General features: G+C 57.1%; 20 protein-coding genes. 10 read left to right on the top strand and 10 right to left on the bottom strand.

What is annotated here, in order from left to right; genetic code table 11:
* The first annotated feature begins 42 nt into the window (after positions 1-42).
* Together J9777_RS02945 and J9777_RS02940 are read left to right on the top strand one after the other, a co-directional pair.
* A complete protein-coding gene (locus J9777_RS02945) occupies positions 43-1,425 on the top strand; it encodes a DUF1800 domain-containing protein (protein ID WP_209347294.1) in 1,383 nt (460 codons plus the stop codon).
* On the top strand, positions 1,422-2,579 hold the full coding sequence (locus tag J9777_RS02940; RefSeq protein WP_348631918.1) for a DUF1501 domain-containing protein: 1,158 nt from the start codon (positions 1,422-1,424) through the stop codon (positions 2,577-2,579). The genes J9777_RS02945 and J9777_RS02940 overlap by 4 nt, the downstream gene beginning before the upstream one ends.
* On the opposite strand, the gene J9777_RS02935 is transcribed toward J9777_RS02940, so the two are convergent.
* The 3 genes from J9777_RS02935 to J9777_RS02925 form a co-directional block, all read right to left on the bottom strand.
* Positions 2,566-3,957: a M28 family peptidase gene (locus J9777_RS02935; RefSeq protein ID WP_209347293.1), complete on the bottom strand. Its 1,392-nt coding sequence runs from the start codon at positions 3,955-3,957 to the stop codon at positions 2,566-2,568. The genes J9777_RS02940 and J9777_RS02935 overlap by 14 nt on opposite strands.
* A 51-nt stretch (positions 3,958-4,008) precedes the next feature.
* On the bottom strand, positions 4,009-4,461 hold the full coding sequence (locus tag J9777_RS02930) for a D-Ala-D-Ala carboxypeptidase family metallohydrolase (RefSeq protein ID WP_348631917.1): 453 nt from the start codon (positions 4,459-4,461) through the stop codon (positions 4,009-4,011).
* 91 nt (positions 4,462-4,552) lie between these two features.
* On the bottom strand, positions 4,553-4,801 hold the full coding sequence (locus J9777_RS02925; RefSeq protein WP_209347292.1) for a hypothetical protein: 249 nt from the start codon (positions 4,799-4,801) through the stop codon (positions 4,553-4,555).
* Positions 4,802-5,268: 467 nt separating this feature from the next.
* Here J9777_RS02925 and ettA point away from each other — a divergent pair, with 467 nt between their 5' ends.
* Positions 5,269-6,942 carry an energy-dependent translational throttle protein EttA gene (gene ettA / locus J9777_RS02920; protein ID WP_209347291.1) on the top strand — a complete coding sequence of 558 codons (1,674 nt, stop codon included), beginning with the start codon at positions 5,269-5,271 and terminating at the stop codon, positions 6,940-6,942.
* A gap of 224 nt (positions 6,943-7,166) precedes the next feature.
* Positions 7,167-7,664 carry a hypothetical protein gene (locus J9777_RS02915; protein WP_209347290.1) on the top strand — a complete coding sequence of 166 codons (498 nt, stop codon included), beginning with the start codon at positions 7,167-7,169 and terminating at the stop codon, positions 7,662-7,664.
* A gap of 182 nt (positions 7,665-7,846) precedes the next feature.
* On the opposite strand, the gene J9777_RS02910 is transcribed toward J9777_RS02915, so the two are convergent.
* Complete coding sequence (locus tag J9777_RS02910; RefSeq protein ID WP_209347289.1) at positions 7,847-8,158, bottom strand: GIY-YIG nuclease family protein; 312 nt, start codon at positions 8,156-8,158, stop codon at positions 7,847-7,849.
* A 250-nt stretch (positions 8,159-8,408) separates the two neighbouring features.
* Between J9777_RS02910 and J9777_RS14780 the strand changes: the two genes are divergently transcribed.
* Positions 8,409-9,623: a GGDEF domain-containing protein gene (locus J9777_RS14780; protein ID WP_209347288.1), complete on the top strand. Its 1,215-nt coding sequence runs from the start codon at positions 8,409-8,411 to the stop codon at positions 9,621-9,623.
* 52 nt (positions 9,624-9,675) lie between these two features.
* Here the strand turns inward: J9777_RS14780 and J9777_RS02900 are convergent, their stop codons facing one another.
* Complete coding sequence (locus J9777_RS02900) at positions 9,676-10,770, bottom strand: transporter (protein WP_209347287.1); 1,095 nt, start codon at positions 10,768-10,770, stop codon at positions 9,676-9,678.
* A 62-nt stretch (positions 10,771-10,832) separates the two neighbouring features.
* Entirely contained in the window at positions 10,833-11,174 is a 342-nt protein-coding gene (locus tag J9777_RS02895; protein ID WP_209347286.1) for a hypothetical protein, read from the bottom strand.
* Between the two features lie 186 nt (positions 11,175-11,360).
* Between J9777_RS02895 and J9777_RS02890 the strand changes: the two genes are divergently transcribed.
* Both J9777_RS02890 and J9777_RS14775 read left to right on the top strand, forming a co-directional pair.
* Positions 11,361-11,645: a hypothetical protein gene (locus tag J9777_RS02890; RefSeq protein WP_209347285.1), complete on the top strand. Its 285-nt coding sequence runs from the start codon at positions 11,361-11,363 to the stop codon at positions 11,643-11,645.
* A gap of 14 nt (positions 11,646-11,659) precedes the next feature.
* Positions 11,660-12,214: a response regulator gene (locus J9777_RS14775; protein ID WP_209347284.1), complete on the top strand. Its 555-nt coding sequence runs from the start codon at positions 11,660-11,662 to the stop codon at positions 12,212-12,214.
* A gap of 6 nt (positions 12,215-12,220) precedes the next feature.
* Here the strand turns inward: J9777_RS14775 and J9777_RS02880 are convergent, their stop codons facing one another.
* On the bottom strand, positions 12,221-12,823 hold the full coding sequence (locus tag J9777_RS02880) for a pyridoxamine 5'-phosphate oxidase family protein (RefSeq protein WP_245228487.1): 603 nt from the start codon (positions 12,821-12,823) through the stop codon (positions 12,221-12,223).
* A 175-nt stretch (positions 12,824-12,998) separates the two neighbouring features.
* Between J9777_RS02880 and J9777_RS02875 the strand changes: the two genes are divergently transcribed.
* Complete coding sequence (locus tag J9777_RS02875) at positions 12,999-14,012, top strand: RcnB family protein (protein ID WP_245228486.1); 1,014 nt, start codon at positions 12,999-13,001, stop codon at positions 14,010-14,012.
* A gap of 106 nt (positions 14,013-14,118) precedes the next feature.
* Here J9777_RS02875 and J9777_RS02870 read toward each other — a convergent pair whose 3' ends face one another.
* Entirely contained in the window at positions 14,119-14,673 is a 555-nt protein-coding gene (locus tag J9777_RS02870; protein ID WP_209347283.1) for a cytochrome b, read from the bottom strand.
* 96 nt (positions 14,674-14,769) lie between these two features.
* Here J9777_RS02870 and J9777_RS02865 point away from each other — a divergent pair, with 96 nt between their 5' ends.
* A complete protein-coding gene (locus J9777_RS02865; protein WP_209347282.1) occupies positions 14,770-15,453 on the top strand; it encodes a 2OG-Fe(II) oxygenase in 684 nt (227 codons plus the stop codon).
* On the opposite strand, the gene J9777_RS02860 is transcribed toward J9777_RS02865, so the two are convergent.
* Positions 15,450-17,060: a lysine--tRNA ligase gene (locus tag J9777_RS02860; RefSeq protein WP_209347281.1), complete on the bottom strand. Its 1,611-nt coding sequence runs from the start codon at positions 17,058-17,060 to the stop codon at positions 15,450-15,452. The two genes, J9777_RS02865 and J9777_RS02860, sit on opposite strands and share 4 nt — an antisense overlap.
* A gap of 67 nt (positions 17,061-17,127) precedes the next feature.
* Positions 17,128-17,529 (bottom strand): nuclear transport factor 2 family protein, encoded by a 402-nt coding sequence (locus J9777_RS02855; protein WP_209347280.1) that lies wholly within the window; start codon positions 17,527-17,529, stop codon positions 17,128-17,130.
* A gap of 123 nt (positions 17,530-17,652) precedes the next feature.
* Between J9777_RS02855 and J9777_RS02850 the strand changes: the two genes are divergently transcribed.
* A complete protein-coding gene (locus tag J9777_RS02850; protein WP_209347279.1) occupies positions 17,653-20,394 on the top strand; it encodes an ATP-dependent DNA helicase in 2,742 nt (913 codons plus the stop codon).
* Positions 20,395-20,406 lie beyond the last annotated feature (12 nt).

The raw sequence follows: 20,406 nt of genomic DNA, 5'->3' as shown, positions 1-20,406 counted from the left end.
TGTGACCTGACATTCGGGTTCTGTGGTATATCCCTATGCGCCATGACACCTACAAGCATCGCCTGGAACCGCTTTGGCCTTGGCGGCCGCCCGCAAGATCAGCTACCCGATGACCCGCAGCGCTGGCTGCTTGATCAGCTTGATCGCTACGATCCAAGACCCGCTGGGATCGCTAGCCAACCAAGTTCAACTGAAGCGATCGAGGGCTATCTCAGCATCCGCAACATCCGCCGGATGGCGCGCGAATCGAACGCCGAAGATCGTGGTCGGGAGCAAGTTCAAGAAGTACGCCAAACTGTCAGGCGCAACTATCTTCAGGCAGTCGCCGCGCGCGGTCAGCAAGCAATTGAAAGCGACGCCCCTTTTGCCGAACGGATGGTCCATTTCTGGTCCAACCACTTCGCAGTCTCGGTCCAGAAGAACCAAGTCCGCGGGATGGCCGGTTCACATGAATTCGAAGCGATCCGACCGAATGTGATGGGCAATTTCCGCGATATGCTGCGCTCCGCTGTGCTGCATCCTGCGATGTTCATCTATCTTGACCAATTCCAATCTACCGGCCCCAACAGTCAGGTCTCAGTGAGGCGCCGACGCAGGGGTCGCGACGAGGCTGGCCTTAACGAAAATCTCGCACGCGAAATTCTGGAGCTGCACACGCTTGGCGCGCAAGGTGGGTACACTCAAACAGATGTGACCGAATTTGCGCGCGCGCTGACGGGTTGGACTGTAGCAGGTATCAGCCGCGCCCGGCGCGCTCAAACGCTTCCAAATGGTTCGGCTTGGGCGAACTATCTGCATGAGCCCGGCTCACGCACAGTGATGGGCCAAACCTACCGTCAGGACGGGCACGAGCAGTCGCTCGCTATCCTCGACACAATAGCCAAGCACCCCTCCACTGCAAAGCATGTCGCGACCAAGCTAGCGCGGCATTTTGCTGGCGACGAACCGCCCGAAACAATGGTCGCAAGACTTGAGAAAACGTTTCTCGAGAGTGAAGGGAATCTACCCTCGCTGTACCGTGCGATTGTAGAATCACCCGAGGCTTGGACCGTTGAGCCAGTGAAGTTCCGCACACCGTGGGAATGGTCGATTGCTATCTTGCGCGCCACCGGTGGAAGCGGGATGAATGCGCGGCGCTTCACAAGAATGCAGCAAGAGCTCGGCCAAGTTCCGTGGGGACCGCCTTCCCCACAAGGCTATCCCGATACCGCAAACAATTGGGCGGCCCCCGATGCACTGATCCGCCGTGTCGAAGTAGCAGCACAAATCGCTGCTCTATCGCGTGAAGGCGATGTACCCGCCCTCGCCCGTCACCTGTTCCAAGACGGATTGAACGATTCCACTGCGACCTGGATCAGCCGTGCCGAAAGCCCCGAACAGGGACTCGCGCTGCTGCTATCCTCCCCCGAAATGATGCGGAGATGACCATGCTGAACCGCCGTAACTTTGTTCTCAGTTCAATTCTCGCTGGCGGCGCAACGCTAGCCCTCCCTCATAAGGCGCTTGCCCAAGCGGCAACCAGCAAACGCTTGCTATTCGTTCTGCAACGCGGCGCGGCTGACGGCCTTGCGACATTGGCACCGGTCGCTGATCCGCAATTCGATGCTCTGCGCGGTGCATTTGCAGAGGACTACGACGGAGTAGGCCTGATTGATGGCCTGTTCGCGCTTCACCCGTCCTACGAAAAAATCGGCGCACTTTTCCAACAAAAGCAAGCGCTGTTCATTCAGGCAGTCGCCTCCTCCTATCGCGAGAGATCGCATTTTGAAGGCCAAAATGTCATCGAATCGGGCGGTGCCAAAGCCTATTCAGTCCGCGATGGCTGGCTCAATCGGCTGCTTGGGCTGCTCCCGGCCAATGATGTGCGTGCGCTCGCACTATCGCCGTCAATTCCGCTAGCGATGCAAGGGCCGCAATCAGTCTCCAGCTATGCCCCAACCTCGCTTCCCGGCGCGGATGAAGACTTGATGGCGCGTGTTGGCCGGATTTACGAAAGCGATCCCGAACTGGGCGCTCTATTTGCAGAGGCGCAGAAGACCCGCGCGATGGCTGGCGACACCCAGATGCGCAATTTGCGCGATGCCGAGAAGGTCGGCGGATTGGCCGCTTCTCTGATGAGCGGTGCGGATGGCGCCAGCGTTATGATGATCGAGTCCAACGGTTGGGACAGTCACGCCGGTCAGCGAGGACAGTTCAGCCGGCAAGCCCGTCAGTTGGACGCGCTACTCGCTGCCTATCAGCAAGGCATGACCAACGAATGGAAAGACACGCTGGTCATCGTTGCCACCGAATTTGGCCGCACGGTCAAATTAAACGGTACCAATGGCAGCGACCACGGTACCGGCAGTGCAGCACTGTTGCTGGGCGGCACGGTCGCAGGCGGTAAAGTAATCGCCGATTGGCCGGGATTGCGGCAGAGCGACCTATTCGAAGGTCGCGATCTCAACCCCACGGCCTCGCTTGAGTCCGTGCTGGCAGGTGCCGTGTCAGGGCATTTCGGGCTCGATCCTGAATTGGCAATGCGCACTCTTTTCCCGGAGCGCACATCACCAGCCGCCGAGGGTCTTATTCGCCTTTGATTGGGCCTTTGATCGAACCCTCGTAGTTCGCAAGAATACCCGTCACCTGCGTCCATACTGCGACATTCTGACGCAGTTGGGCCGGATCAATCTTGTCCAGCGTGTCATCAGGCGTGTGGTGCAATTCGAAATAGCGCGAGCCATCTTGTTGAAGGTCAATAATCGCGGTTTTCTGGTCGCGGGCGATATTGATATCCGCCCCGCCCCGCGCGACGATTGTCGAGTTCGCCACACCGAACCGCGCGACTGACTTGGCCAGCTTGGTGTGCAAGTCCGCATTAGTCTCTCGGAAATTGCTTTCGAAGCGCCAGATGCGGTCGGCACCGAAATCGCTTTCGTAAGCAACGCCGATAGGCTCATCGATATGCGCTTTGGAATAGGCGACACTGCCGTGGAGGCCCACTTCCTCGGCGCCAGCCATCAACACGCGGATTGTGCGCAGTGGCTTGCCTGCTTTCGATACGTTCAACGCAGCCGCAGCCGCAATTCCGCACCCCGCGCCATCATCAAACGCGCCCGGCGCATTCCACCAACTGTCGATATGACACGCAAGCAAAACCGGCGGCAGCGAAGGATCGCTTCCAACAATTTCGCCCACAACATTGCCGCTTTGCGTTTCCCCGATCCAGCGCGGGGTAAGCGTCAACTTCAACGTGATCGGGCCGTCCGCACGGTCAAACATCCGCTCCAGATTGGCCGCATCGGGCAGCGTCAATGCGCCAGCCGGAATGGGATCAACACCGTCAGGAAAACGGATCACGCCAGTATGCGGGTTACGGTGCTCATCGGTCCCGATGGACTTGATGACAATCGCCACAGCACCCTTTTGCGAAGCCAAGCCCGGCCCAACAAAACGTGCTCCACCGAAATAGCCATAATGCGATCCATCCTGCGATGGTGCCATGGCATGCGTCACGTAAGCAATCTTGCCTTCAAGACTGCCATCGGGCGCTTCCGCAAGCGCGTCGACACTCTCGAACTCGACGACCTCAGCAGTAATTCCATCAGCGCCGGTTGAAGGCGTTCCGCCAAGCGGCTGCACAACCAACGGTTGCGGGAACGGGCTTACGATCTCAGCCTTGTGAACTTCACCCGGCACCCAAGTATTCATCATGAAAGGTTCGTCAGCGACATTCTCGAAGCCGTGTGTGTTGAGCCAGTTCATCGCCCATTCGCGGGCGCGCTTTTCCGCCTCGGTGCCTGCCTGACGTGGTCCAACTTCAGTGGTGATGCCCTCCACGAAGTCCCACGCAAATTCATCACCTGTCAGGGCATCATCAGCCTGTTGCTGTGCAGGATATTTGTAGACACCACCTCCGGGAACTTGGGCAGAGAGGGGAAGCGAAAGTGCGGCGAGCGCTATGACGTATTTCTTCATAGCAGCGACTGCTATCGGCGCGCGTCTGCCAAGTCCAGCGCTGCGAGGCTCTTAGGCGCGCAGACCCGACAAATACTCCACACGCCCGCCCAAACGCACTGCGGACAATTCCATATTGCGCATCCGGTCAGCGCTGAAACTGCAATGAACCCAGCCCGGCTCGCCAAATTCATAGATCAGCTGATCATAATTGAGCCGGCGCTCCATCCACCGACACACCTCCAGATTGCTCACGCCGGATACGGTGAAATCAGCGGCCTCCCCCAAACAATGCTGGCTGGTTCCCGATCCGCCAATCGCGCGGTTGAGGCGCGGAGAACGAAAGCCGCTGCTGACATTGACCGGCTTGCCGAAATGATCACGCACGGGTTGGAGAACATTCTCACAGAGGATCCGCAATGCAACCACTTCCCGCGACCCCGGATTGTTCGGAATACCGCGGCGGCTCGCCTGCTGCGAACGGACCATCTCCGCCAGCGTGAAATTGTCCGTCAGCTTAGTCACAATACACCTCCCAGCAACGGCTTACACTGCGCGTTAAACGTACAATGTAAATCGTATGCCGAATGCTATCCCCGACGGCCTGTTTTCAATCCTAGTTGGCGGCAGAATCGACAATCGCAGTCAGCGTGGCAGATGGTGCTCCGTCTTGCAGGGCCTGGATGTAGCAGTTCGATCCGCGAATGGACTGCCACTCAACCCATACAGGGAACGGCTCTGGATCACCCAATTCGACAGTTCCAGTGATCGAAACCGGCACGCGCCCATTTTCGCTGGGCACCCAATTCGTGAACGCTCCAGCCGCTACCACGAGCGGGTTACCACCACGGCCTTGATGCTTCATTATCCTGAAACCAGTACCATTGGCGTTATATGTATTAGTGCAATAAGCGTATGGCGCAGTAAACGTAACGAGCGCAATATTACCCGCTCCCGCAGGCTGAATATTAACTCGCAAACCTTCTATTTCAACCCACTCGCCATCTAGATCAGGGTTAGTAATATTTTCTGTAATTTTAGTGTGATATATGGACATTTTCAATACCTGTCGGATAGGATGATTTCTTTGTGTACTTAATATTATATTGCGACTCAAATTAGAGTATCACTATTGATATAGGGAGTCGAACTAATATATTTGACTGCAAATATCCGAGTAGCGCGCAACCTAAAATTTGCTGCAATCTATTCACGACGCCGTCATCCCACGATGATTCGAAAAGCTACCGAGCCGCCTTGCCCCGAGGGCATTCACCCCCTATCTGCGCACCACATTCTACAAATTTGAAGACTTCTCGAAGGACACGCCAAATGGCCGCGCAATACGCATATGTCATGAAGAACATGACCAAGACTTTCCCCGGTGCGAAGAAGCCGGTTTTGTCGAACATCAATCTGCAATTTTACCAAGGCGCGAAAATCGGCATCGTTGGCCCCAACGGCGCGGGTAAATCGACGTTGATCAAGATCATGGCGGGCCTCGATACCGACATTACCGGCGAAGCATGGCCGGGTGAGAATATCACTGTCGGCTATCTGGCACAGGAGCCGGAGCTGGACGATAGCAAGACCGTTCTCGAAAACGTCAAAGACGGCGCGCGCGGCATTGCCGACATGGTCGACCGCTTCAACGCGGTGACTGCCGAAATGGCCGAGCCTGATGCCGATTTTGAAGCGCTGGGCGAAGAAATGGGCGAGCTTCAGGAGAAGATTGACGCTGTTGACGGCTGGACGCTCGACAACCAGCTCGAAATCGCGATGGAGGCACTCCGTTGCCCGCCATCCGACCACTCGGTTGAGAACCTGTCGGGCGGTGAACGCCGCCGCGTCGCCCTCACCCGCCTGCTGATCCAAAAGCCGTCAATCCTGCTGCTGGACGAGCCTACCAACCACCTTGATGCCGAATCCGTCGAGTGGCTGGAAAACCACCTCAAGGAATATGCCGGCGCCGTCCTGATGATCACCCACGATCGCTACTTCCTCGACAATGTCGTCGAGTGGATTCTGGAGCTCGATCGCGGGTCGTACTATCCCTATGAAGGCAATTACTCGACCTATCTCGAGAAGAAAGCCAAGCGGATGGAGCAGGAAGACCGCGAGGATTCCGGCCGCCAGAAAGCGCTGTCTGAAGAACTCGAATGGATCCGTCAGGGTACCAAAGGCCGCCAGACAAAATCGAAAGCACGTATCCGCAAGTTTGAACAGCTGCAGGAAGCGCAGCAGGACCGCAAACCGGGCAAGGCGCAGATCGTTATTCAGGTACCCGAACGCCTCGGTAGCAAAGTGATCGAAGCCAAGGGTATCTCCAAAGCCTTTGGTGACAAGCTGCTGTTTGAAAATCTCGACTTCATGCTGCCACCGGGCGGTATCGTCGGCGTAATCGGGCCTAACGGCGCAGGTAAATCAACGCTGTTCAAAATGATCACCGGTCAGGAACAACCCGATAGCGGCACCATCGACATTGGTGAGACAGTGCATCTGGGCTTCGTCGACCAAAGCCGCGACGATCTGAACCCGAAAAACAACGTCTGGCAGGAAGTCAGCGACGAGCTCGACTATATGAAAGTCAACGGCCACGACATGAGCACACGCGCTTACGTGGGCGCGTTCAACTTCAAAGGCGCGGACCAGCAAAAAGTCGTCGGCAAACTGTCCGGCGGTGAACGCAACCGCGTGCACATGGCGAAGATGCTGAAAGAAGGCGGCAACGTGCTGCTATTGGATGAGCCAACCAACGATCTCGACGTGGAAACCCTGCGCGCGCTGGAAGACGCCATCGAAAACTTCGCCGGCTGCGCCGTGGTAATTTCGCACGACCGTTTCTTCCTGGATCGGTTAGCAACGCATATTCTGGCTTTCGAAGGCGATTCACATGTGGAATGGTTTGAGGGCAACTTCGAGGCATATGAGGAAGATAAGCGGCGGCGCCTTGGTGATGCTGCGGATCGACCTACGAGGTTGGCTTATAAGAAGCTGACTAGGTGATCGGTTTGGGGAGCGAATTCTGGGCTGCGATTGTCGGGGCTATTGTAGGCTCCGCCGGTAGTGCCATCCCAGCCTATCTTCTGGCACGAAATGCTTCCAGAGAAGAAACCGAAAGGAATCGTGACGAACGTAGACATCAGAAACGGCTAGTTGGGATACGGTTTTATGCGGTTCTAACAAGTGTCGTAAACGACATACTTTCAACACGACAACAGATCGATCTAATGATCGATACACGCGATGAATCGAAGCTGCACAAGAGGCTTTCAGCGCTTGCCGGAACTCGAACGGACCTAAAGAACCCGTTTGCCTATTTGGAGCTCTCCGCTTTTGCCGATGAGACAGGCATTGATCTCATTAATCGCATAGATTTGCTTGGAAGACCCTACGAAACACAAATCGCCTTGTTGCAAGAGTTCAAGATAAAGAAAGAACGGCTCTCTGAGATTTATGAAGGTGCAAAAGAGCGACATGAAGGTCCCGATGGAAAGACAACCTACCGGATTCCAGGAGATCAGCAGGTAATGCTTGCCGACCGTGAGGCTCAAGCGGAAACAATTGCCCAAGGTCTGGTCGAGATTGTTCGCGAGAACTCCGGTCGAGCATATCGAGCAGCCAAAGCTTACGACGAGTTGGCTGTGGGAAAGCTTGTCGAACTTGACCTCCCAAGGGTAGACCTCAGTAAAGCGCTGTTGAAGTTTGACGACTTAGAGAAGGTCTAGCCTGAGACTAACCGGATGGAATTAGGCTCCTCGTGATTCCCGCGAAAGCGGGGAAGCGAAGCTATCCAAAGGACAATCTAGGGTGGCTTCGTGATTGGTTGCTCTGGATTGTGCTTCGCACGTCTACGACTCCCCGCTTTCGCGGGAATGACGAAGTTTGAGTCTAGTTCTGCTGAGCCACCTTAACCCAACGCCTCAAACCCGTAATCCTCGGCCAGATCGCGCCACGTCGGATTGTCCTTCTCGACCAGCTCAATCTTCCACGCCCTCCGCCATTTCTTGATCCGCTTCTCGCGCAGGATCGCATCCTCCATCGTTCCGTGAAGTTCGAACCACACAAGCCGTTTTGTACTATGGTCAGCAGAGAAACCGGCGATTGCGCCTTCCCGGTGCTGAGCTACGCGCTGCAACAGATGTGAAGTCACGCCAGTATAAAGTGTCCCGTTTCGCGAGGACGCCATGATGTAGACGCAAGGTTGAAACTCGTCATGCATGCAGAGTCCATATCACGCCCTCCCCACTCCTGCGATTTTCCTACACGCGCATCCCTTGCTAGCCTCTCATCGGCTCTTTGAAATGTGAATCCGGCAATACAAATGTCCTGTGGCGCATAATATGCCCGTCCCGGGATGTACTTTGTCAACTAAACCCATCGTCACGCTGCGACTCATCCCTAACCCGCATCCTTACCGCAAATTAACCCCCTCCTCCTATCGCATAGCCGAGGACTATCAGGAGACCCGCGTGAGCGAGGGAGTTCAATCACTACTAACGCCGCTGACCGCGGCAGTATTTGCGATCACTTTCTTCATTTTATGGAGCCGTGACCGCACGCGCCAAGCGACTCTCGCTATGGCGCTGGGGTACACGTGCCTTTCTCTTGGCTTTTTCATCTCGCAATTGACGCCCGTCAGCCTGGGCCGCGCCAATGTGAGCTTGACCAACATCCCGTACACAATTGGCTGCATTTTGATGGTCTGGGGCATCCTGAACCGGGTCAGCATCCAGGTGCCGATGCGCGCGCTGACCGGTATCGCCGTGCTTGGCGGGGGATTGGGAATCGTATCGCTGCTGTTTGGCAATAACATCGAAGCAGATCTCTACATCGCCAACACCACCTATGGCCTGATCTTCGGCGTTGCGGCGTTGCTGATTGCACAGAAACCCAACAATGATCTGATCGAAAAGGTCGTGATGTGGGTGATCATCGTCAACGTCATGCAATTGTTCATGCGGCCGCCGCTGTCGTTCATGTTCTCACCGGATATTGGCGTGAGCGACTATCGCGAATCTGTTTACTACATCGCGTTGACGCTGGTGATGGGGGTTGGCTCCATGGTCTTGGGCCTGTCGCTGATCGCCGCTTGCATCAAGGACCAGTTTAACGCGGTGCATGAGAATTTTGCGCATGACAAGCTTTCCGGTCTGCTGACGCGCCCCGCATTCGAAGCGCGGGTTGAGAAGGCAATCGCAAAGGCCCAGCGCCAAGATGTGCCGATTGCTCTGATCATCGGCGATATCGACCACTTCAAGCAGGTGAACGACATTTGGGGCCATCAGGTCGGCGATGATGCAATTGAAGCGTTTGGATCGTTGGTGCTGGATACAGTCCGCGACACCGATATCTGTGGCCGCGTCGGCGGTGAAGAATTCTGCATCTTGATCTGGGATGCTGACAGCAAGGTCGCACGCTCTTTGTCAGAACGGCTGCGCATTGGGGTAACCGGCATACGGGTCAATGGCATGGGTGATAGCACCCATCTGACCGCCAGCTTTGGCGCCACCGATTTCGAAGCGGGCGATACATATGGCGAATTGTTCGGCCGCGCTGATAAAGCGCTGTATCAGGCCAAGAATTCGGGCCGCAATGCGGTCTGCATGAGCAATGATGAGGTTGTAGCCCCAGCGCGGCGTAAGACTGATCTGCCCACTGCAGAGGACACGGCGAAGGTAGCCTAGGCGGAGCGCGACCGGTCAGACGCACCCCGCCACAGACTTACCTCAGCTTAGATCAAAACGCTTTCTGCCATCCGACGGTGAGCATCCAATCTCCGGCCATCTGCGGACCATTGAGGTCCTGATAGACAGGCTTGCCAAGCTCGATGCCCAGCCGGTGACCGGCCAGCGCTCCATGTGTGCCCACGAAGTTCACGCCTGCAAGCAGGTCCACCCGATCGCCCCCTTGAAAATCAGGATTTGCGGTTTGGACCGGGCCGACAATGAACGGATCAATGCCGTCAACCTGCCCCATCGTGCGGGCTTTGACCCGGCCTGACAGACTTACCCATTGCGCGGGCCGGTAGCTGACCCAAGCGGTGCCCTCATAGACATCGCCGAAGCTATAGCCTTCATCATTGGTGCCAGTGCGGATCGAAGCGCTTCCCTGAACGCCAAAGCCCATTTCACCGCGCCGCGCTTTGTAAGTCAGCGCTGGTTCCAAGTCCCACGTACCCGTACCAAGCTGCATCATATACGGCACCCGCACCGTCGGATTGCCGCCCATCGGGGTCAGAATATCATCGGTCTTGGTGGTCGATCCGGTCGGAATGCTAATGCCGGCCTTGAGCGTAAGCTCATCGCGTACATCGTCCGTCGGATCGGGATGACCCAGCAGCGGAAACAGAGCCGCGACCTTCACATCGCCTAGGCCTTTGGGGTTGGTGGTAAACGCACCAAGCTGCGTCGTGCCAATGACGCCTTGATAGGTGATATGGTCAATTTCCTTCTCGATATAATTGCCCATCACCATCAGCGTAACGCTATCAGACGGCGCATACATCGCGCCAAGCATATACATATCAGTGCGCATTTCGGTCGGCACGATCCGCAATGTTGGTGGCTGGCCAAGAACACCAAAGAAGCGGTTTGGAATTGTGGTCACGATAGTGTCTGGCGTGACCGAGTCGGTACCAATCTGATTGCCCTCCATCTCCATATGCATCGCGCGAAGGGAAAACATGATCTCGCCCTTTTTGTGAGCATGATCTGCCATCACCCCGATGGGTGCGTGGTCGTCTGCATAGACATCATGCGCCTGCGCGGCGGTGATAGGATGCAGAGCGGTGGCAAGCGCGATTGCGCCCGCAAAAAATGTCGTCGTTCTCATGTGAATTTCCTGATTGAATCAAAAATGCGGGCGCAGATCGTCGTCGCCCGGAAGCCGGTTCTTCAGGAAAGTGGCGGCCCTGTTGAAGGCGGCAGGCCGCTGGGAAAGATGCCCGTCAGCGCCGTAGCCGTATGCTGTGCGGGCAAAGAGCACGCCATGCGCTCGGCACCGGCATCTTTTGTATCCAGATGCGCCAGTGAGGATGGCCCTGTATCGCATGGTTCATCATCTGCTGTATCATCGTGGCCATCGCGCTGCTGCTGGCTTTGCAGCAATGCTTCATAGAGCGGATGGTCAGACGCAATCGCAGTGCCACCGCTGCCTTGGCTGTTACAAATCCGGATGGTCACGCTGCCATCTGCAGCCTGCACGGCCATATAGCCGGACGGGACCAAAGCGGTCACGCATAGCGCCAAACAAGCAAAAAGGGCGGCGATCCGATTCACGCGATACTCATTGGCTCACGCACCCTTGAATGACAAGACAATCGGTCAACTAGTGAAGGCATGGTTAATGCCGCCGCAACACTTTGTTTCCAATTCATCAAGCAATTTCATCTAGCACCACTGTCGAAGTCAGAGGCGCAAACAATGATAGATGTCGAAATCCAGAACGAGACCACCCAATCGCACGAGAGACTGAAATTCTCCGTCGTGCCGCGCATTGGCGAAGGTGTCCGATTACAAGACCAGAGCGGGTTCTGGGCTTCCTACGACATTCTCGATCTGTGGTATCAGAAAGCCGAATATGGTGATGTCTGGGTGCCATACCTCCACGTCCGCAAGACTGCCGGTGAGCAAGAACTCGCCGGATCGGGCCACGGTAGCCAAGAACATGGCTCCGTTCAAGGGGAGGTAGTCCCATTCACAATCTGATCAAACGCCGCAATATGCCCGAGCATACGTCCGAACAGGGACAGCCTGAAGGGCGGCCAACCGCTGATGCGAAGTCTGCCGCTCCGATCGCGCCCGAGGCAGAAGCTCCGGCGGAAGTTCCGCCGCAGGCCGACAACGCGCCTTCATATGGTCGCCGCGTTGCGCCGCCGAAACCAACCGCAGTTCAGGGTGCTACGCAGAAGGCACGCTATTGCCTGCTGGTCGACGACTCGCGGATGATCCGCAAAGTCGCGCGCAAGATCGTGGAAAGTCGCGGCTATGTGACGGCAGAAGCAGAGAATGGCGAAGAGGCTCTGGAGAAGTGCAAACTCGCCATGCCCGATCTCATTATCCTCGATTGGGATATGCCGATCATGACCGGTATCGAGTTTCTGGCCGAATTGCGCGCGCTCAACCATGCTAAACGGCCGAAGGTTGTGTTCTGTACCACGCATTCGAGCGTAAAGGATATTCACCAAGCCGTGGATGTCGGCGCGGATGAATATGTGACGAAGCCATTCGATGAAGCGAGCCTGCTGGCTAAGTTGGAAATTATCGGCGCTTCCTAAGCCGCGTTAGGGAACAAGCCAGTTCCCGGCTAACTTACCGTCCTCCCCAACCACAAGCCGCGCGCGGCGGTGCCCACTATTCGCCAGATACAGCCAATCATATTCGGCCACGTCGATCATCAGGATCGCAAAGCTTGCGCGTCCTGATGCGACCTGATCATCAGTTGGCGCAATACCCTCGGCCCATTCGGGGAGACCCGAAATGGGTTGACCAGAGACGACACCCGGTGCCTTCTCTGACAAATAACACCGGCGGGCAAAGGCCGTCGATTCTAACCAGGCCGAATCGGTTGCAGGACTATCCGTTTCGATGCGCCCTGTCCCGCGCATTCGAATCTGTACCTTAGACGCCGGATCATAGGCCAGCACGCTGACCTGCGGGTTCGCCCCCACAGCCCTAACTTTCGGACTACGACCGTCAGTATGAAAACGTAACGTGTTCGCCACGGGATCAAATTCACGCAGAACCATGACGCGCAGATCGCCGTCCGCTGTTCCAACCACGGGCGTATGCATCGCCGATTTGCGTTTATTCGCACCCGTTTGCAGATGATTGGCGATATTATCCGCGATAGTCTCTAACGAGATGTCCATACGCCCTATAGCCATGCTTGAGCGCTATCGGTCAATCGAAACTCTTTGAATATGGATGTTCAGCAAAAACGCACTCAACATTAACAAGAACCTTTACCTTTTGTTCAGTTTCGGGTCAGCCAAGCTGAACTAAAAGACAAAACATCAACAGGGCCGCATGGTGGGCGCGGCATTCTAAATGGAGAGCCGTATGACTATCAAACATCTACTGACCGCAGGAAGCGCGTCGGCCCTCGCTATGGCGATGGCCCTGATCGCAGTTCCTGCTCCGGCAGCGGCTGCTGCCGAATCGCAACGTGCGGAACGCGGTGATCCTGATCGCGGGCAAGCTCGCCAAAATCGCGGGCAACGCCAGCAAGCGCGTCAACAGCGCCGTTCAAACCGTGCCACGCAAGCGCCACGCAGCCGGCCTCAGGCAGAAGTTCGCGAAACACGCGCCAATAACAACCAACGCCGTCAGACGCGTCAGGTAAGGCAGGAGCGCCGCACCAATCAGGCACGGCCAACGCGTCAGGCGCGCGAGCAACGCCAGGTCCGCCAGAATCGCCGTGTTGATAACAGGCAAGAACGTCGGGCTCGCGGCCCAGCCATTGCACCGGCTCAGGCACGGCAACGTGCAGAGCGTCAGCGCAATAACCGGGCAGACCGGCGTCAGGATCGCCGGGTCGAACGCAGGGTAGATCGGCGTCAAGATCGCCGCGCTGACCGCCGTCAGGATCGCCGGCAAACAGAGCGCAGAGCGCAGCGTCGGGTAGATCGCAATCACAGCTACCGCGACAACCGCAACCGGAGCTATCGGGACAATCGCCGCGGCGCCTATCGCAACGGATACCGTGATGGTCGCCGTGCGGATGCACGCCGGGATCGCCGTCAGGCACGACGTGATTATCGCCGGTGGAACCGCAATCAATGGCGCAATAACAAGCGGTACAATTGGCACAATTACCGCCGTTATAACCGGAACATCTTTAACCTGGGCCGGTACTATTCGCCGTATCGCGGATATCGCTACAGCCGGATCAGTGTCGGGTTCTTCCTCGACAGTCTGTTCTACAGCAACCGGTACTGGATCAACGATCCTTGGACCTACCGTCTGCCCGAAGTTTACGGCCCGTATCGCTGGGTCCGGTACTATGACGACGTTTTGCTTGTGAATATCTACACCGGCGAAACAGTCGACGTGATCCACGACTTCTTCTGGTAAGTCACAGCCTATTCGCCGGAATGAGTGGCCGGTGAGAGGTTGGAAAAAGGAACCCCCGACAGAGCAATCTGGCGGGGGTTTTTTGTTTCGCTGGGCGAGAGCGCAATCAGGCCCTTGGTGTGCCCCACGGTAGCATCCGCCAGAGATTGCCGTCCTTATCGATCAGCATATGCTTGAGCGCACCGAGAATGTGCAAGCCGACCAGATAGACCAGCACGCTACCTCCGGTTTTATGCAGGCCGATGATCGCCTTGCCCGTCTCCCGCGATTCGCCGACGGGTAATCCCGGCACGGTAAACAGGCCCCATATGTCGATGCTGCCACCGAAGTAAGAGCTGGCCAGCCAACCGCCGATTGGCAGTCCGATCAGCATCACATAAAACAGCACGTGCAGCGTGCGTGCCAACAAATGCTGCCATGCTGGTGTTGTGCTCGCTTTAGCAGGCACTGCATGGGTAAAACGCCAGATCAGCCGCGCGACAGTGAGCACCAGTATCGTGATACCCAGCGCTTTGTGATGATCCATCCACCACCCCTTATCGGGGCCTTCCAGATGCTCTGCGGTCTCAACCACCCGCCAAGTGACAATCACTAAAATTGCGATGATCCAGTGGAACCACATCGCTCCGGTTGAATAGCGTGTTTGCCCTTCAGCACTCATAGTCCATCTCCCTGAATTTGCCTGCAACCTAACATTCAGGGCGCTCTCGGCAAGTCAGCGGCTTGAAGCGCGCCGATTGGATGCTAGAAAACCGCCATGGCCAAGACCCCAATTCCCCCTGACAAAGACGCGCTAAAACGAGTCGGCGATTCGGTTCGCAAACGACTCGATGCCAATCCCGATGCCGAACGGCTCGATACCGGCGACAAGGCTGATATGTATGCAGTCAGCCATTTCCTGAAGGGCCCCGAATGCCAGAAGCTGCTGGCGATGGTTGATGCCATCGCAAAGCCAAGTGAGCTGTTTGATCAGGATTACTCGACCGGTTTCCGCACATCATATTCGGGCGATCTCAATCCGCATGAGCCGTTTATGGCCAATATCTCTAGCCGAATTGACGATTTGCTTGGCTTGAAACCGCAGCTTGGTGAGGCGATTCAAGGACAGCGCTATCAAGTCGGACAGCAGTTCAAGCCGCATAACGACTTTTTCTATCCCGATCAGGAATATTGGAAGATCGAGCGCAAACGCGGCGGGCAACGCAGTTGGACTGCGATGGCATTCCTCAATCCGGTCGAAAAAGGCGGCGCGACGCATTTCGTCAATCTCGACCTGCGCATCACACCGCAACCCGGCGTACTGCTGATCTGGAACAATGCTGATCGCGAGGGCTTGATCAACGAGAATATGCTGCACGCGGGAACACCGGTGGAAGCGGGCGTCAAATATGTTCTGACCAAATGGTACCGGACCCGCCCGCTCAACCACAAAGTGCGTTAAGCGCGCTCCAGCGCCTCGGCGATCAGTTTGCGTGAATTCTCGACGCCGTAAAGCGCGATAAAACTGCCCATACGCGGCCCCTGATCGCTGCCCAGCAACGTCTGATACAGCGCCTTGAACCAGTCGCGTAGGTTCTCGAAACCGAACTGCTCCTGCTTGCCGATTTCGTAGACCTTGGTCTGCAGATCTTCCGCAGACATATCCGCCGGAGCCGATGCCAGTTCCGCATCCAACGCCCGCAGCGCAGCCGCTTCATTCTCGGCGGGTGCGCGCTTGCTCAACGTCGGGACGATGAAGTCGCGCGTATAGGCCACCGCAGCGTCAATCATCTGCTTGAGCTCAGGGCTATTGGTCGGCTCACCGATATAGCTGTCGAGATACTCCGCAACGTTTTCACTTGTCGCTTCTGCGCCCAGCACGCTTGCAAGATTGAGCAGCAAACCAAACGTCACCGGCACCGTATCACCCGCACCCGGCGCATCCGGCCCGTCATGCTTCTCTTTCGCACGCAGCAAATGCCACGCAGGATTCCCAAGCTGCTTGTCGAGCGGCTGCTCGGTCAAACGCTCGCGGAACTGCCAATAATCATCAACCGCACGCGGAATCACACCGACATGCAACTGTTTCGCGCTTTTCGGATTGGGGAAGATGTAGAAGCCAAGGCTCTCCTCGGTCCCGTATTCAAGCCATTGCTCGATCGTCAGACCATTGCCTTTGGACTTGGAAATTTTCTCCCCATTCTCGTCGAGGAACAGCTCGTAAATTAGGCCCTCCGGCTTACGCCCGCCCAGCACTTTGGCAATCTTGCCCGACTGGATCCCCGTATCGGTCAGATCCTTGCCGTACATTTCATAGTCGACGCCCAGCGCCACCCAGCGCATCGCGAAGTCGACTTTCCACTGTAGCTTGGCCTGACCGCCCAGAGCAGATTGCTCGATCACCGAACTATCTTCATCGGTGAAGCGGATCGTGCCCGCAGCTGCATCAACGACATCAACCGGCACTTGCAGTACTGCACCCGTGGTTGGCGAGATCGGCATGATCGGCGAATATGTCGCCGCCCGCTCCGCTCGCAAAGTCGGAAGCATAATGTCGAGAATCGCCTGATTATGCGCGAGGACATTCTTCAGAGCGTCGTCAAACGCGCCCGCATTGTAGCGATCCGATGAAGCGACAAATTCATACTCGAACCCGAACCGGTCGAGGAATTCGCGCAGCATCGCATTATTATGCGCGGCGAAACTCTCATACTTTTCGAAGGGGTCTGGAATGCGGCAGAGCGGCTTATTCAAATGCTCGGCCAACATTTCCTGATTGGGCAGATTCGTCGGCACTTTGCGGAAGCCGTCCATATCATCGCTAAACGCAATCAGCCGCGTTGGTGCGCCGGTCATCGCTTCAAAAGCGCGGCGCACAAATGTCGTCCTGAGCACTTCCTGAAAAGTTCCGATATGCGGCAGACCCGATGGGCCATAGCCTGTCTCGAATAGCACAGGCGATCCGTCAGGTTTGACCCCGTCCGGATAGCGTTTCAGCAAGCGCTGCGCCTCCTGAAAAGGCCATGCTTTTGAATTGCGCGCGGTTTCCATGAGTGTGCTGTCAGTCATGGCGCAGCCTTTTGCGGTTTTGCGTCCATGTTGCAAGCGTATGTTGCAGGCGCGAAGAGAGCTGCTGCTAGCTAGGGGAGTATGTATCGACCCGCGTGATCTTCCCATTCGCGACAGTGAAGGACGACAGCGAACAACAGATGTCCGTGCCATCGGCTAGAACATATCCCTCTGACAACACCACTTTGCCGTCGCGCATTTCGCTTCCGGCGATATAGATCGTCGGGGCTCCAGGCTGGAAATTCGTCGAGTAAGCGCGCCGTATCTGGGCTTTGCCGACGAAACGCTGGCCATCATAGGTCAGCACAGCTCCAGCGGCGAAGGTGTTCATGAAGGCATCAATATCGCCCGCACGATACGCATCTACGTGCGCCTGAACCACAGCCGCTGGGTTTTGCTGCGCTGACGCTGGTGTTGCAGCGCAAGCTACCGCAGCGAAAGCTAATGCGAATTTCCGGCCAATATTCATCGATCCCTCCAATGTTCGAAAAGATGCTAGCTTGCGGCGATTAACAAACTGCTGATCCACCAATCCTCGGATTTCTCGGTAGCTGGCTTGAATAGCGTTTCGCATTGGTTCTAACGCGGTAAAGTGCCCCAGCCGCTCCCCCTTGCTGCACTCCACGCCTCGCATGCCGGTACATGGCTGCGCGATGCCAACGGCAATACACGCGGGCTGTCCAAGGGCGAGGCGATTATGGCGGCGGCGGATACGCCGGCGTTGATGCTCAATGCCCCGCTGGTCGCCACGCGGCTGGGCTATCCCGATCTTTCAGGGCTTGATCTGCTGGAGCTCTTCGCTTTCGTTTTCCCGGCGCGCTTCTGTGTGCCCACGCCAAAGGGCTTGGCTGATGCGCTGGAACTGGATGAACCGACTAGCGACGACACTGTACCCGCCCTGCTTCAACTCGCCGCCGGAAAAATCCTCGAGCATTGTGAGAGCGAAGAATGGGCCGAACGCGATGGCGCGTGGTCCAGCCTCCAATCGCTCACCAAGATGCGTTGGCCATGGGCGCAGATATTGGCCCCACATATCCGTAGGCCTGAACGGGCGGAGAAGTGGCTGTTCGCCAAGCTGCCAGAATGGGAAGAAACGCCCGAGCGCCCGCAACCCGCGCAGATATCCATTCCCGATGACACAATAGAAGCGCAACTCGACCACCTGACCGGCGATGGTGCTGAAAGGCGGCAAGGCCAGCGCGATTACGCCAAGGCTGCTGGCAAGGTCTTCGAACCCCGCGACAAGCGCGATATGCCGCATGTTCTGCTTGCACAAGCTGGCACTGGCATCGGCAAAACGCTGGGCTATCTGGCGCCTGCCTCTTTGTGGTCGAACGCTGCGCGCGGAACAGTTTGGGTGTCGACTTTCACAAAGAACTTGCAGCGCCAATTGCGGTCAGAAAGCCGCCGCGCTTGGCCGGAACAACGCCCTGATGGCAGTCGCCCGGTTGTCGTGCGCAAAGGCCGTGAAAACTATCTCTGTCTGCTCAATCTGGAAGATGCGATGCAAGGCGGCTTTGGCGGCCGTCCAGCGATCCTCGCGCAGCTTGTTGCGCGCTGGGCCAGTTTTTCCCGCGATGGAGATATGATCGGCGGTGATCTGCCCGGTTGGCTCGGTACGCTGTTCCGCAAACGCGGCATTTCTGCCCTCACCGATCAACGCGGCGAATGCGTCTATGCGGGCTGCCCCCATTATCGAAAGTGTTTTATCGAGCGCTCGGCGCGGGCCTCGGCTCAGGCTGACCTAGTGATTGCCAATCATGCTTTGGTCATGGTCAACGCCGCCAGAGGCCGCGACCATGCACAGCGCCCCAGCCGCATCATCTTCGATGAGGGCCATCATGTGATGCAAGCTGCGGATTCGACCTTTGCCGCCGCACTCACCGGGCAGGAAACAATCGAACTGCGCCGCTGGATCATCGGGCCGGAACGCAAAAACAAAGGTCGCAGGCGCGGTCTGGCTGCGCGGCTGGCCGATGTTGCCAGCTATGACGAAGCGGGCGGAGAAGCGGTCGAAGCAGCGATCAAGGCAGCGCAAACGCTTCCAAGCGATGGCTGGTTGCAGCGATTGAACGATAACGAGCCTTGGGGGCCGGTCGAGAGCCTACTCGCTGCGGTTCGCTCGCTCACGTACGCGCGCGACGAAAGCGGCGGACAGGAGGCTGGCTACGGCATCGAGACCGAGGCTGCGCAACTTCCCGGCAATTTCGTTGAACTTGCTGGACAGGCAGAAAGCGCTCTCGCCGCAATCCGGCATCCGCTCATCAAGCTCGGTGTAAGACTGGAATCGATCATAGAAGACGCGCCCGACTGGCTCGATGGCCAAGGTCGCGCGCGGATCGAAGGCGCACGGCATTCGCTGAGCTGGCGTGTGGATTTGCTGGCGGCGTGGGAATCGCTGCTCAACCGGATGGGCGGGCCAAGTGACCCCGAATTTGTCGATTGGCTGTCAGTCGAACGCTCCGAAGCGCGCGAGTTTGATATCGGCGTCCATCGCCGTTGGCTTGATCCAATGAAACCGTTTGCCAAAGTCGTTTTGGAGCCATCGCATGGCGTGATGCTGACCTCGGCGACGCTGCGGGACGGCGAAGATTGGGAAAGCGCCGTTGCCGCCAGCGGTGCGCCCTATATCGAGGTCCAGCCGCAACTATCCTCGGCTGAAAGTCCGTTCGACTATGCGAGCCGAGCAGAGGTACTGATTGTCACCGATATCAAGCGCGGCGACCTGCCCGCATTGGCCGGCGGCTATGCGCGCATGATCGAGGCAGCGGGAGGCGGTGTGTTGGGCCTGTTCACTGCGATCAAACGTTTACGCGCGGTGCACGGACGAATTGCAGACCGGCTGGCGCGTGGCGGGCTTCCGCTGTTTGCGCAACATGTCGATCCGATTGATACCGGCACGCTGGTTGATATTTTCCGCGATGATCCGCGGGCATCACTGCTTGGTACTGATGCACTGCGCGACGGAGTCGATGTCCCCGGCGAATCGCTGCGCTGTGTCGTGATGGAAGGTGTGCCCTGGCCCAAGCCCAGCATCCTGCACCGCGCGCGCCGGGCAGCAGGTGGTGGCAGCGCCTATGACGACCGGATGATCCGCGCGCGATTGGCGCAGGCTTTCGGGCGATTGATCCGCAGCAAAGACGACAAAGGTCACTTTGTTGTACTATCGGCTGCCTTCCCCAGCCGCTTGCTCAGCGCCTTCCCGCCGGGCACGCCTGTCATACGGTTGACACTGGACGAGGCTTTACAACGGGTCTCAGAAGGTGTTTCGGGTAAAGCACGCCAGCCGGAAAACCCTGGCATCACTCTGGACGAGGATAGCATTCCCTTTTGAAAACGAGCCTTT

This window comes from Pontixanthobacter sp. CEM42, assembly GCF_017812015.1.
GTDB lineage: Bacteria > Pseudomonadota > Alphaproteobacteria > Sphingomonadales > Sphingomonadaceae > Pontixanthobacter.
The sequence above is the reverse complement of the archived record's forward strand: the minus strand, read 5'-3'. Positions and strand labels throughout refer to the sequence as shown.